The 14,150-nt window shown below is 54.1% G+C and carries 9 protein-coding genes; 4 read left to right on the top strand and 5 right to left on the bottom strand.

Translation table 11 applies throughout. The features are described from left to right. Window positions 1–40 precede the first annotated feature (40 nt). Both QLH52_RS18905 and QLH52_RS18900 read right to left on the bottom strand, forming a co-directional pair. A complete protein-coding gene (locus QLH52_RS18905; RefSeq protein ID WP_033155341.1) occupies window positions 41–286 on the bottom strand; it encodes a hypothetical protein in 246 nt (81 codons plus the stop codon). A gap of 53 nt (window positions 287–339) precedes the next feature. Continuing rightward, window positions 340–549, bottom strand: a complete 210-nt coding sequence (locus tag QLH52_RS18900; protein WP_319962576.1) for a hypothetical protein — start codon at window positions 547–549, stop codon at window positions 340–342. 435 nt (window positions 550–984) lie between these two features. Between QLH52_RS18900 and QLH52_RS18895 the strand changes: the two genes are divergently transcribed. From QLH52_RS18895 to QLH52_RS18880, 4 genes are all read left to right on the top strand, one after another. After that, entirely contained in the window at window positions 985–3,177 is a 2,193-nt protein-coding gene (locus tag QLH52_RS18895; RefSeq protein ID WP_319962575.1) for a TonB-dependent receptor, read from the top strand. A gap of 118 nt (window positions 3,178–3,295) precedes the next feature. Next, entirely contained in the window at window positions 3,296–4,006 is a 711-nt protein-coding gene (locus tag QLH52_RS18890) for a PepSY-associated TM helix domain-containing protein (protein WP_101055219.1), read from the top strand. Between the two features lie 3 nt (window positions 4,007–4,009). Then, window positions 4,010–4,693 (top strand): Fe2+-dependent dioxygenase, encoded by a 684-nt coding sequence (locus QLH52_RS18885; protein WP_319962574.1) that lies wholly within the window; start codon window positions 4,010–4,012, stop codon window positions 4,691–4,693. Between the two features lie 523 nt (window positions 4,694–5,216). Continuing rightward, window positions 5,217–7,226 carry a TOL_0244 family TonB-dependent receptor gene (locus tag QLH52_RS18880; protein ID WP_101055215.1) on the top strand — a complete coding sequence of 670 codons (2,010 nt, stop codon included), beginning with the start codon at window positions 5,217–5,219 and terminating at the stop codon, window positions 7,224–7,226. A 23-nt stretch (window positions 7,227–7,249) separates the two neighbouring features. Here the strand turns inward: QLH52_RS18880 and QLH52_RS18875 are convergent, their stop codons facing one another. Genes QLH52_RS18875 through QLH52_RS18865 form a run of 3 tightly spaced genes read right to left on the bottom strand, consistent with a single transcriptional unit; the run spans window position 7,250 to window position 14,150 of the window. Continuing rightward, complete coding sequence (locus tag QLH52_RS18875; RefSeq protein WP_319962573.1) at window positions 7,250–8,089, bottom strand: class I SAM-dependent methyltransferase; 840 nt, start codon at window positions 8,087–8,089, stop codon at window positions 7,250–7,252. Between the two features lie 52 nt (window positions 8,090–8,141). Beyond that, complete coding sequence (locus QLH52_RS18870) at window positions 8,142–10,844, bottom strand: EAL domain-containing protein (protein ID WP_319962572.1); 2,703 nt, start codon at window positions 10,842–10,844, stop codon at window positions 8,142–8,144. Window positions 10,845–10,850: 6 nt separating this feature from the next. After that, window positions 10,851–14,150, bottom strand: coding sequence for a PAS domain S-box protein (locus QLH52_RS18865; protein ID WP_319962571.1), 3,300 nt, complete (start codon window positions 14,148–14,150; stop codon window positions 10,851–10,853).

The raw sequence follows: 14,150 nt of genomic DNA, 5'->3' as shown, positions 1-14,150 counted from the left end.
AGGCAAACCTCCGGGGAATTTTCCGGCAAGTGCGGTTTCGCTAATTGAGTCTGGTGCTGGATTTAACCACCGTAAAGCCGGCGCGTTTGCTTTTGTCTTTTTGACCGGCTCTGGCCTGGTGCGCGGCTTCGGCCATGGTGTCGGCAAAGCTCAGAAAATCCGCCACTTCCAGGCGCAATGACATGTTCTGCAGATGCAGGTGGACGACGCCGCATTCGCGGCAAATCAATACCTTGCTTAAGGCCGTCGCCGCCAAACATTCGTGGGTACAGGGTTTGTTGCTCATAGGTTTACTCCTTCAAAAATCGTCAGGGATTGGGTAAATAACTTTTAAGCGGACTAACGCTCGGGATTCGCTAAACCACGATTGAGCTTGGCTTTTGCCTGAGACAGGAACATTTTCCAAACGATTTGTTTCGACCCTAAATCAAGACATCGGAAATCCGTGGCATGGATTTCGCCTTTTTCGACCAACGCCGCCAAAACTTCCGGAGCGATTGCCAAGCGCACAGCCTCAGGTTCACTAAATAAGGGGAATAATCTTTTCACGTCGCGGCAGCTGATTTTTAATCTGACTCAAATGATAATTATTCTCATTTGAAAAGTAAAGTATTTCTTCCTCCTTGAAATTTCAGCCATTAACTCGCCGTTGGTTTTGCAGCCTAAAGGCTAATTTCCGCAAGCCTTTAGGCTGTCGAGCGCCCGAAACGGCTGGAATACGCTGAAAGATTTAAGCCTTTCCAAGCTTTGATTTCGAATTGGGAAACAGTCTGCACGCAAATTCCGGAGTTGACATTAGTCTCAAAAAAAATAAAATGAGAATCGTTATTATTTGAGAATGATCTTATTTCTTGGCTTTTTGGAGCCGCATATCTCGAATAGCGATCAATAACCGACGGACAATAACTGTCGGTTCGTAAAATCTTAGCCACCCAGCATTCCCAGCCAGGCAGCCAGCACTATTTATTCAGTTACGGGAATACTATGTCTGCAAACCATTCGACCACGAAAAAAAACACCCCTGCCAAGTGGCGCTTGGGGGCTTTATTGCCGCTGGGCGCGGCGCTGAGCGGAGCGGCATTCGCCGCTGACCCGGCCGCCGACGTAGCGGCCAACAATGATCAAGAAGTGGTTTTGGAAGACGTCAAGGTCAAAGCCAACCGCGAACAACAAGCCATTCGCTTCAAAGCCGACACCTCGACCACCGGCAGCAAAACCGAGATGGCGCTGCGCGACATTCCGCAATCGGTCAGCGTGGTAAAAAAAGAACTGATCGAGTCGCAAAACGCCTTCAACCTGCGCGATGCCTTACGCAATGTCAGCGGCCTGACCATTGCCGCCGGCGAAGGCGGCCGTACCGGCGATTCCATTACCTTGCGCGGCTTCGCGGCCAGCTCCGACCAATATCTGGACGGGGTCAAAGACAACGGCCAGTACACTCGCGACACCTTTTTCATCGAAAGAGCCGAAGTGCTGAAAGGCGCATCGTCAATTTTATTCGGTCGCGGCGCCACCGGCGGCGTGATCAATCAAGTAGCAAAGAAGCCGACCGGCAAAACCGGAATTAACGGCAGCTTTACTTATGGCTTGTACGACTTCAAACGCACCGCCATCGACGCCGAAACCCAATATCAAGATTTATCGGCCCGGCTGAATGTGATGTACCAGGATGCCGATTCCTATCGCGACTACAACTACAGCAATCGCTGGGGTATTGCGCCTTCGTTCAAATGGGACATCAGCGCCGATACCGATTTGACGCTAAATCTGTTGCACCAGCAGGATGAAGGCGTGTTCGATTACGGCGTGCCTATGTATCGAGGCCGGCCGGCCGGCGTGCCTATCAACACCTTTTACGGCTTCACCGATAACCGGATGATGGACACCGATGTCAATGTGGCCACCGTGGCGTTAACCCACCGTTTCAACCAGGATTTCTCGGTTAAAAACACGGTCCGCTACGGCGACTACGAGCGTAAATACCTGACCCATCTGTATTCCGGCGCGGCGACATACACCGGAGCCGATGCCGGCACTATCGCCCGCTCGCAAGCCTTGCGCTTGAACACCCAGGAAAACATCTACAACCAAACCGACTTTGTCTACAAAAAGCCCTTGTTTGGCTTTAACAATACCTTGATGTTCGGTAGCGAATTCGGTTGGGAAGATTACGACTTCAAATCGAAAAACTCCTCCGGCGTTAGCCGGGTGTCGATATTCAATCCACGCCTTGCCGCTAGCGTCACCGGCTTGGCGTACGACTTCAGCGGCACGCTGGACACCAGCCGTCTGACCCAAGCCCAAACCTACGCGGGTTATGTGTTGGACCAATTCGAGATCAATCCGGAATGGAAATTACTGGCCGGCACCCGCTACGATGTGTTCGAGGCGCAACAGACAGATCGGATAGGCAGCGCCGACTTCAATAGCAGCGTCGATCAATGGAGCCCGCGCGGCGGCATCGTCTGGCAGCCCAGCAAAGCTCAGTCTTACTATTTCAGCTACGGCAAGTCGTTTAATCCGTCTGCGGAAAGCCTGAGTTTGTCGGCCAACAACGCCAACCTGCCACCGGAGCAGAATCATAACTATGAGATCGGCGGCAAATGGGAACTGTTCGACGGCAAATTATCGGCCACCGCCGCCCTGTTCCGCCTGGAAAAAACCAATGCCCGCACCACCTCGCCGCTGGATGCCAATCTGCAAATCCTCGCAGGCGAACAAAGTACGGACGGCTTCGAAGCCGGTCTGGCCGGCGAAGTGTTGCCGAAATGGGATGTATCGCTGACCTATGCGTATCTTGACTCGAAAATCAGCAAATCCACATCAACAGCCACCGGCTCGGTCAGCGGCTTAGTGAAATCGTTCGAGGGGATGACGGCCGTCAACGTGCCGGAACACAGCGGCGTAGCCTGGAGCACTTATCATCTAACAGACAACTGGGAGATCGGCGGCGGCGTGTACTACGCCAGCCACCGTTATGCCGACAGCGTCAACGAAGCGGTATTACCGGGTTACGCCCGCCTGGACGCAGTGGTGGCCTATCATCAAAAACATTACGACGTGCAACTCAACGTGTTCAACCTGACCGATACCGTCTACTACGAATCCGGACAAACCAACTCGGCCTTGCCGGGCACGCCGGTATCCGGGCAGTTGACGGTGAGCTTTAAATACTAAACTCGACGTGTGCGAACGGTTAAACAACATCCGCTATTGGTGAGATGGTTTAACCGTTCCGCCCAATCCGCAACCCCCTTATTTGCAATTGCCATAGCCCGCTTTTGGACCCCGACTCATGAACACCGCAACCGACTCATTATTGACGCCAGCCAACCGCCCGCCCAAGAAAACCAACGGCGGCTACTTGTTTTTACCGAAAAGTCTATCGCGCGGCGCCTTTCTGAAATGGCTGCGCCGCACCCATGCCTGGTTCGGGCTGTGGGGCGCGGCGTTGGGCTTGCTGTTCGGCTTTACCGGGATTTTAATGAATCATCGTGACATCTTGAAAATTCCGATTGGCCGCATGGAACAAAAAGAAATTCAGCTGGCCTTGCCGGAACCGCATCCCGCGGACCCAAAAGCAATGGCAACCTGGCTGGGTGAAACGCTGAGCATCGATACGTCCCACGCCAAAATCCGCAAGGAACCCGGTAAAACCGTGACCTGGAACAATCAGCCGGTTCAACAGCCGGCCTCCTGGCAGATCAACGTGCGCAATCCGCAAAAACTGTTGTCTGCCGACTATTGGGAGGGCAACGCCTTTGTCACGGTCAAGCAAGGCGAGGCCAACCTGTTGACCACTTTGAATAATCTGCATAAGGGCACCGGCATGGGCATGGGCTGGGTCTTATTGGTGGATACCTTGGCAGGCGGTTTAATCTTGCTGGCCTTGACCGGCACCTTGTTGTGGACCAGGCTGCACGGCAACCGTTTAGCCGCCGCCGGTTTGGGGCTGGGCTCCATGAGTCTGGCGGTGTTTTTTGCCTTGCAAGCCATCTCGGGTTAGACCATGTTGATCCAAATTCCGGAAGTTCTTTCCCCTGCCGAACTGCAACAGCTCGGCGATATGCTGGCCGACGCGCCTTGGGCGGATGGCCTCATCACTGCCGGCAGTCAGTCGGCACAGGTCAAAAACAATTGGCAACTGCCGGAGCAAACCGAGCAAAGTCAGGCGGCCCGTGCCATCCTGCTGAACGCCCTGAATCGCAATCCCCTGTTTCTGTCGGCTGCTCTGCCGAAAAAGATTTTCCCGCCGTTGTTCAATCGCTATGCTGGAGAACACAACACCTTCGGCAACCACATCGATAACGCTATCCGCCACTGCCCGATCAGCGGCGAACGGGTGCGTACCGATTTATCGGCGACGGTTTTTCTGGCGGAGCCTGACAGCTACGACGGCGGCGAACTGGTCATCGAAGACACCTACGGCGAACATGCCGTGAAACTCGCGGCTGGGGATATGGTGTTGTATCCCGGTTCCAGCCTGCATCGGGTGGAACCGGTGACGCGCGGCGCGCGGCTGGCTTCGTTCTTCTGGCTGGAAAGCATGGTGCGGGAAACCGAACGCCGCCGCCTGTTATTTGAAATGGATATGGCTATCCTGGAATTGCGCAACACCCAAGGCGACACCGCGCCGACCGTCAACCTGACCGGCTGTTACCACAACCTGCTGAGAATGTGGGCGGAGGTGTGAAACCCGCCTGATAGTTATTCCGGCTCCTATGTAGACCCAGTATCGTCATCCCTCGAAAGCGGTAACCTTAGCGCAGCCCTTTTGGCCCTGGGCGGCGCGGGGCCGCTGACATATCAGGGCCGGGGAACAACAAACTGCGTCAGCTTAAGTCCTCGTGCCACTGCCGTTGGCATACCGCTGAAAACTTTATCTTCATCCCGCCACCAACGGCCAACAGCGCATCCCCTCCTCCCCTATTTGCTTGGCCCTCACGCGCAGCACATTCCATCGCACCTGTCAGGGCAGAACGCTGTCAGTCGACAGATTGACCTATTGACCGGCCTTTTCTTGCGTTCACCATTTCCATTAAGGCGGGCAGCATGATACTTGCGGTCCGGAATGGCCAGCACCTTTATGCGCCTGACAAAGTAGAATGCATAAATGCTACAAAAACTTTGTGATAAATCGATGCTGCGCTACATTTGCAACTGAAGAATTAACCCGAGAGACACGCTGTCTCTTGCCATGCCCAATTTGCTACAGAATGAAAAATACCTTTTACCCCGTTTGGATAGGCGCGCTGTGCTTGGCTATTCATACGGAGATTGCTTCGGCCGATACCGATTTAACCGAGTTGAATTTAGAAGAACTGCTATCGGTAAAAATCACGTCCGTTTCCAAAAAAACCCAAGCGCTAGGCGATGCGGCGGCGGCGGTATTTGTCATCAGCAACGACGACATCAAACGCGCCGGCGCCACTAACATTCCCGATGCACTACGTTTGGCTCCCGGCATCGACGTCGGCCGCATCGACGCCAACAAATGGGCCGTCAGCTCACGCGGTTTTAATGGCCGGTTTTCCAATAAATTACTGGTGCTGATCGACGGTAGAAATATCTACACGCCGGCTTTCTCGGGTGTGTATTGGGAAATGCAAGATGTCATGCTGGAGGACGTGGAGCGCATCGAGGTGATTCGCGGCTCCGGCGCGGCACTGTGGGGAGCCAACGCCGTGAATGGCGTCATCAACATCATCACCAAACACGCCGCCGATACCCAAGGCGGCTTACTCAGCGCCGGCGGCGGTAGCGAGGAACGCGGATTCGGTGCATTCCGTTATGGCGGCAAACTAAACGAAAACACCAGCGGCCGCGCCTATCTCAAAGGTTTTGATCGTGACACGCTCAGCAGAGCCGACGGCCAGCCCGCCGGCGATGCCTGGAGCAAAATGCAAGGCGGCTTTCGCATAGACTCCGACTGGTCGGCCGCCGACTCCGCCACCGTGCAAGGCGATGTTTATCATAGCAATTTAAACCAGCAAATCGGATTAGCTATGTTCACCGCGCCTTATCGAGAAACGATTGCCGACCAGGTACAAGCCACCGGCGGTAATTTGCTGGGCCGACTACAACATCGCATTTCCGACACCTCAAATTACGCTCTACAACTCTACTTCGACAGCTATGACCGCAGAGAAAGTTTTATTGAAGAAGAGCGTTATACCGGCGACGTCGATTTTCAACACCGCTTTGCGCTAAACGACTGGAACGACATTATCTGGGGAGCGGGTTATCGGTATACCTATACCAAAGAAAACCAAGTGAAGCAGACCTTAGTTAATTTCACGCCACCTCAACGCGGCGAGAGTTATTTCAGTACCTTTCTCCAAGACCAATTAACCTTGGTGGACGAGCAGCTATGGCTGACACTGGGTTCCAAACTGGAGCATAACGATTACACCGGCATCGAAGTGCAACCCAGCGCACGCTTACTCTGGGGACCTGACCCCAATCACCGGCTGTGGGCGGCTATCTCCCGAGGCGTGCGCATTCCGTCGCGGGTGGATGCGCATATGGAGTTAATCGGCCAAGTGGTGCCGCCGCTGACCAGCCCCAACAGCACGCCCTTACCCCTGGCCCTCGCGGTAACCGGTTCCAACGCTTATCAATCCGAAGAGGTGTTGGCTTATGAAACCGGCTATCGATACACCCCCAGCAACAGCTTCTCCCTGGATGTATCGTTGTTTTATAACGATTATCAAAATCTGCGCTCCTATCATCCTGGAGCGACAGACCCGGCAAATGTACCGTTTTTTATCAAACAGCCTTTGATCATCGATAATACCGGCAAGGGCAAAACCTATGGCGTGGAAACTGCAATAGTTTGGAAGATGCTGGATTGGTGGCGCTGGGACCTCAGTTATAGCGTTTTGAAAACCGAACTATCCAGCAACCCGTATTACCAGGAAGCGGTGTCGCCGCAGCACAAAACCTCATTGCGGGCGATGCTCAATCCGACACCGGACGTTACCCTGGATGCCTGGCTGCGATATGTGGACAACGCCAGCGCCTTTACCCTAAGCGGGCCGGCATATATCAAAGCCTACACCACCCTGGATTTGCGTCTGGCCTGGAAGCTCAATCAAGCCGTCGAATTATCGCTGGTCGGCCAAAACCTGTTGGACAACCAACATCTGGAATACATTCAGGAAACTTTCACCCAGGCTGCCGAAGTGCAACGCGGCGTTTACGGCAAAGTGGTTTGGGAGTTTTAAGCCTCCGGTCTCGAACCGCTCGCTTAAGGCTTTAAAAATCGCAGCGTCATTCGATCACTTTCGCCAATCGCGGCGTATTTATCCCTATCCTTGCTGCCTTGGCTGAATGCCGGCGGCAAGCGCCACACGCCACCCTCGCGGTCTTTGTTGTCCAACGGGTTGGCGTTGATCTCGCTGGCAGCCTGCAATACAAAGCCAGCGGCACCGGCCCAGGCAATCAGCTGATTTTGGCCGATATAACCGGAGAAATCGTCGTTCGCCACATCGCCATTTGCCCGATGTTCGACCAGCCCCAGCGTACCGCCAGGTTTAAGCACGTCGAAAAAACCTTTGAACATCAACGCCACGCTATCCGCTTCCCGCCAGTTATGGACATTGCGAAACGTCAGCACCACATCCGCTGAAGCGGGTGCGCCAAACGTCGGCTTGGCTTCGTCATACAGCCGAATCTCCGGGCTGCCGTATAGGCTTGGTGCAGCACGCAATTTGCGCTCAAGCGCGTTGAGTTGCTTTGCATAATAATGCTTGGCGCTGTTCTTGACGGCACTCTCAGGGTTTATCACCGCGGCGATGTAATGGCCGTTTTCCCGGAGCAAAGGCGCCAGAATCTCCGCGTACCAACCATAACCCGGCGTAATTTCGATCACAGTCTGTTGCGGATTCACGCCGAAGAACGTCAGCGTTTGCAACGGATGCCGCCAGTTGTCGCGGGCGACGTTGGCAGGGTCGCGCCACTTGCCGGCAACCGCTGCTTCCAGTGTCAGCACCGGCCCCGCCCCCGTCGCTGTGGAATGTGCGTCCTCCGACGCAGGACAGGCAACCAGCGCGGCGATAACTGCGGTGGCAAGCAGTATTCGAATCACAGTCGCTTCAGCCCTCTTTGCATTCGGCTTATATTCAAGGCAATCCAAAAGACTACGGCTTTTTAATGCACAGTGCTTCAAAATCAGCCAACGGTATCGGCTTACTGAACAAGTAGCCCTGATATAACTGACAGCCTTGCCGTTCCAAGAATGTCAACTGCTCTTCGGTTTCAACGCCTTCGGCGATACTTTCGATACCCAAGTTATCGGCCATGCCGATGATGGTTTGCACAATCACCGCATCACTTTGGGATACCGTAATATTGCGCACGAAGGACTGATCGATCTTCAATTGGTCTATCGGTAACTTGGTCAGATAGTTCAGCGACGAATAGCCGGTGCCAAAATCGTCCATCGAAAAACGCACGCCAAAATCACGCAGTTGCTGCATCTTCACAATCGCATCGTCAATGTCATCCAGCACCAAACTCTCGGTGAGCTCAAGTTTCAGCCGATTGGGGCTCAAGTCGTAGCGCGCCAGGGCAAGCCGCACTTGCTCAACGAAATCATCCTGATGAAACTGCAGGGCGCTGACATTCACAGCAAGCTGTAACTCAGACTTAAGCGGATCGTTTTCCCAGGCTTTGAGCTGCGCACAAGCCGAGTCCATGACCCATTTACCAATCGGCAAGATCAAGCCAGTGTCCTCAGCCAATGGAATAAATTCCGCAGGCGAAACCAGGCCGCGCTCGGGATGGAGCCAACGTATCAAGACTTCTGCGCCAAGAATCTGACCGGCGCGGTTGACCTGCATCTGGTAATAAAGCACCAATTGCTGCTCGCTTAGCGCCACACGCAAATTGCTTTCCAATACCGCGCGGGTTTCCAAAGCGGCCTGCATCACCGGATCGTAAAACAGCAGCTTGTTACGGCCGCCGCGTTTGGCTTGGTAAAGCGCGGTATCGGTGTATTTCAGCAATTCCTCTGCCGTAATATGTTGGTTGCGAAACATGCAGATACCCATGCTGGCCGAGCAATGGTGATCGTATCCCTGCAACGAATAAGGCTGATTAATGGCAGAAAGAATTTTACCGGCCAGCATTTTGGTATGGGCAGACGCCCGGGTTTCGTCCGCACTTAGGCTGTTCAATATCATCACAAATTCGTCGCCGCCCAACCTGGCGACGGTATCGCCTTCGCGCACGCATTCTCGCAGACGTTGGGCAACCTCGATCAGCAGCAAGTCGCCAATTGTATGGCCTTTGGTGTCGTTGAGCGCTTTGAAGTTATCCAGGTCAATAAACAAGGCCGCGCCATGCTTATCATGCCGGGCATTGGTGACTATGGCTTGTTGCAGGCGGTCGTAAAGCAGACGGCGATTCGGCAGATTGGTTAACGGATCGTAAAACGCTAGGCGCTCGATCTCGGCTTCCGCCTGTTTTTGAGCCAACGCGCGGCTGAAATTTTCCAAGGCGAAGTTAATATCCATGGACATTTCGACCAACAGGTCCCGCGCCGCATCGTCGAAGGCGTTCGCCTCGTCGGCGTACAGTACGAATGCGCCGACCGCCTGGTCGTTTTTGAGTAAAGGCAACGCAGCCGACGCCGCCCAGCCGGCGCGCAAGCCTTGCTCTCGCCACGGCACGGTCATCGGATCGTTAATAAAATCCTGACACCAACAAGGGCGTTGTTCGCGGATTGCCACGCTGGCGGGACCGCGGCCGAAAGCACTGGCGGCATCCATGCACATATCGATAGTAGCCAACTCTTCCGCGCCTTCCCCAAAACTGGCGACCGGGCGTATCGAGCACTGATCGGCCGCAAACAAGCCAACCCAAGCCATTTTCATACCGCCAAACTCCACGGCAGCGCGGCAAATTTCCAGAAACAGTTCGGTTTCATCGGCACTGTGGACGATGGCTTTATTGCAATGACTCAAGGCCGCATAGAGCTGCATATGGCGTTGGACTTTCGCTTCTGCCGCTTTACGCTCGGTCACGTCGCGGGCAATGCCGAGCACGCCTATCGGTTTGCCGTCCTGATTCAATACCGGTGTCTTCAGAGTTTCGAACAAGCCGTAGTAACCGTTATCAGCGAAAGTCAGCCATTCTTCGTTGGCGCAAACCTTGCCGGCGGCCAGAGCTTTGCGATCATGGTCCCGGAAAAAATCGGCCAGTTCCCTGGAGGTAAATTCGTAATCGGTCTTGCCGACGATGTCGGCTTCCTTGGCGCCGTATAAGCGTTCGAATTGCAGATTGCAACTGATATACACACCCTGCAGATCCTTTAACCAGACCAGATCGGGAATAGTCCGCAGCAAGGTGTGCATGAGGCTATGGGCCGCAACCAGATCGTTCAGACTGGCTCTGAGCTTTTTCTCGCTCTCCAGGAGCTGGTGGCTACGCTCTTCCACCAACTCTTCCAGATGATTGCGCAGCCGGTCGATTTCCAAATGTGTGCGCACGCGCGCCAGCAGCTCCTCACGTTGATACGGCTTGGTGACAAAGTCCACCGCGCCCAGCTCAAAGCCTTGGACTTTTTCGTCCGGGTCCGACAGCGCACTGATGAAAATAATCGGCACATGGCGGGTATCCGGATGCGCTTTGAGCAGACGGCAAACCTCAAAGCCGCCCATACCCGGCATCAAAATATCCAGCAACACCAAATCAGGCGGATTGGCAGTAGCAAAATTAACGGCCAGCTCACCGTTTATCGCCGAGCGCACCTCGTACCCTTCAGCCTTAAGCAGGTCCGACAGTAACTTCAAAGACGCCGAAGTGTCGTCAACGACCAGAATTTTGCCTGCATTTACCATGATGTTTTAGTGAGTTCCCAATACATTAAGAATAGTCGGATATTCATAAGCTTCGGCAAGCCGAGTCAATGCAGCGGCCACCCGCAGATCATAAGCCGCAATCTGTTGAATAATCCCGCCTATACGCTCACTGTCCAGATTATTCACCGCCAACTGCAAATCCTCGCGTAAATTCTGCGGCACGACCGACAGCATCTCCGGCGTCAAAATCACGTCCTCCGGCATCATTGCCGATGAGTCTGCATAAACATAGCGCACGCCCAAGAGCCGGCTCAGACAATCGTAAATTTCGTTGGCCCGGAAAGGCTTACAGATTAAGTCGTCCATGCCGGCCGCCATAATATCCGCCCGTTGCTCGGTGAAAGCCGACGCCGTGACCGCCACTATCTTCACCTGTTTGCCGCCCGGCAAGCTTCGAATGATTCTGGTCGCTTCCAAACCATCCATTACGGGCATCTGTCTATCCATCCAGATTAAGTGTGGTTGCCAACTTTGGAAACATACCACGCCCAACTCGCCGTTCTCGGCTACCTTAACCTGAAAGCCCACGGCCTCCATCAGATTCACCAGCAATAATCGATTCTCCAGCTGATCTTCGATTACCAGAATCCGATAATTATCCTGCCCCGGCATCAGCCCCAGCACCATGCGTTCTTCCAATCGGTACAAATCGGTAATATCGGCGGCCTGCGCCTGCTTCAGCGGCACATCAATGCGAAACAGCGAACCCTTTCCCGGTGAACTCTCCAGACTGATTGAGCCCTTCATTAATTGCACAAATTGGCGGGTGATGCTTAAGCCCAGCCCGGTACCTTTGTTGTTGGCCAGGTGTCCTATCTGCACAAACGGTTCGAAAATGTGCTTTTGGTCTTCAGCGGCAATCCCAGGACCGGAGTCCTCCACTTCAATCAACAGATGGGCGATGGCGTTGTTCTTGGTGGACAGGCGTATGACCACCCCGCCTTGCTGGGTAAATTTCAACGCATTGCCCACCAGATTGATCAATATCTGGCGCAAGCGGGCCTGGTCACCGATGATATAGCGCGGAAATGAGGAAGACTGATCGACGACTATTTGCAGATTTTTCTCGGCCGCGCGTACCTGCATCATCTTCATCACATCCAGCACCATTTCCCCCAAATCGAATGGCGCGTCTTCCAATTGGACCCGGCCCGCTTCTATCTTGGCCATTTCCAGCACGTCATTAATCAAATTCAGCAAGTGCTCGCCGCTACGATTGATAATTTCGACATTGGCGCGATCACCGTCTTGTAGCCGGGCATTTTTCAGCAGAATGGCGGAAAAGCCGAGAATCGCGTTCATCGGGGTGCGTAATTCGTGGCTCATGTTAGCCAGGAATACGCTCTTGGCTTTATTAGCCGCTTCGGCGGCGTCGCGAGCCAACAGCAATTCCGCCGTCCGTTGCTGCACAGTGTTTTCCAACTCGTTTCGGTAGCGCATCAGTTCGTTTTCTGCGCGTTTGCGATCAGTGATGTCGCGCGCAATTTTGGAAGCCCCGACAATTTCGCCTTTTGAATTTCGTAGCGGCGACACCGTTACCGAAACGTCAATCAATTGCCCATCCTTACGGCGGCGGATCGTCTCGTAATGCCTAATCGATTCTCCCCGCCTGACTCTATCCTGAATTTCCCGCTCCTCATTTTGGCATTCTCCGGGTATCAAAATAGCAATCGAATGACCGACGATCTCGTCGGCCCTATAGCCAAACATGCGTTCCGCACCCTTGTTCCAGCTGGTAATGACGCTATCGAGAGTTTTACCGATGATGGCATCTTCAGTGGATTCAATGATCGCGGCGTATTCCGACAACAATTTCTCGGCGTTCTTGCGTTCGCTAATATCCCGGCAAATTGCCAGATTGTATGTCTTGCCATCAAACTCAAAACAGTTACCGGTCACTTCCACAGGGAAAACCCGCCCATTACGTGTCCGGTGACTGGTTTCGAATTGCATTTGGCGACTCACGGACAACACCGGCCAAAATTTCTCCCACACGTCCGGCGACCAGCTGGGATCAATATCAAACACCCCCATTCCGCGGGTAAGCTCATCTCGACTATAGCCTAATCGGTTGGCGGCCCCCTGATTCGCATAAAGAAATTTCGGATCGTTCCCCGGCATCAGGAATATGGATTCCTTCACTTGATCCAGGGCATAAGTCAGCAATTGCAGTTGGTGCTGCGCCTGTTTCCGCTCGGTCAGATCATAAACCAAGCCAACGAACCCGCTAACGGCGCCGCCCTCTCCCTGTAAGGCCGTTATAGACAGATTGACCGGCACGCGCGTCCCGTCCTTGCAGATAAAAGTCCACTCGTTTTCTTCGCGTAGACCCCGTTGAGAATGCGCGGTAAACACTTCAAATCCCGGATTAATCAAGACACCCAGTTCTGCAGACAATGTCTGAGCACGCCGTTGGATCTCGGCTGCATCGTGCCAAAGTGCCGGGGTGTGTTGGCCTATCAACTCGTCGGCCGTATACCCCAACAAGCGCTCCGCGGCTAAATTGAAGCTGGTAACAGTGCCGTCGGCGGATGTAGAGACGATGGCATAGGCCGCGTTGTCCAAAATCGTACGATGAAAGGCGTTAAGCCGGGACAATGCCATTTCACGTTCTTCAACCGCTTCCAACATGGCGTTGAAGCTTCCCCCCAAGCGCGCCAATTCATCGGCGCCGACGACAGGAACCCGGTGCCGGTAGTCGGCGGACAGCCGAACCCGCTCCGCAGCGACGGTTAAGGAAGCAATCGGCTGAATGATAGTCCGCCGCAGCACCGCCAGTTGCCCTAAGGTAGCGGCCAACAGCACCAGCATACCGGCACCGAATAACCAGAGCAGCTGGTGAGTTTGCTGACTCAATTGCTCCAAACCCATCACGATGCGCAAGCGCCCGCCTTTGCCTAAACCCTGCAGTAACTCCGCGGTATCGTGGTTTAGATAAATGCCATCGGCTAAGGTTGGCATACTCCGCGGCGGCTCGGAGGCAGTGTGGTTGAGGCTGGCCAGCATCCGCCCGTCATCTAAAAAAATATCCGCCTCTTGAATTTGCGGATTGGCGCGCAAGGTATCCAGCACTTCCTGAGCCCGCGAGGGATCTTCGAAAGCCACCGCCGCCTCTGTGCCCACAGCAACCAACTGCGCGTAAGGCTCCATGATCTGCCGCACGCGCTGTTCCAGGGTCATACTGTGAAACAGCGCCAGCCCCGCCACAGCCAACACAAACGCCAACAGCGCCGCTCCCCAGAGCACTGCCGCAAGTCTGTTGTAAATAGTGGCTTGGATGGACAT

The organism is Methylomonas defluvii, from assembly GCF_033949435.1.
Taxonomy (GTDB): Bacteria; Pseudomonadota; Gammaproteobacteria; order Methylococcales; family Methylomonadaceae; genus Methylomonas; species Methylomonas defluvii.
This window is presented reverse-complemented; position numbering and strand designations above follow the sequence as displayed.

Coding starts and splice junctions, on each gene's coding strand:
- QLH52_RS18865 (WP_319962571.1), bottom strand. CDS start 14,150: ATGTCCATCCAAGCCACTATTTACAACAGACTTGCGGCAGTGCTCTGG.
- QLH52_RS18880 (WP_101055215.1), top strand. CDS start 5,217: ATGAAAAATACCTTTTACCCCGTTTGGATAGGCGCGCTGTGCTTGGCT.
- QLH52_RS18905 (WP_033155341.1), bottom strand. CDS start 286: ATGAGCAACAAACCCTGTACCCACGAATGTTTGGCGGCGACGGCCTTA.
- QLH52_RS18890 (WP_101055219.1), top strand. CDS start 3,296: ATGAACACCGCAACCGACTCATTATTGACGCCAGCCAACCGCCCGCCC.
- QLH52_RS18870 (WP_319962572.1), bottom strand. CDS start 10,844: ATGGTAAATGCAGGCAAAATTCTGGTCGTTGACGACACTTCGGCGTCT.
- QLH52_RS18885 (WP_319962574.1), top strand. CDS start 4,010: ATGTTGATCCAAATTCCGGAAGTTCTTTCCCCTGCCGAACTGCAACAG.
- QLH52_RS18895 (WP_319962575.1), top strand. CDS start 985: ATGTCTGCAAACCATTCGACCACGAAAAAAAACACCCCTGCCAAGTGG.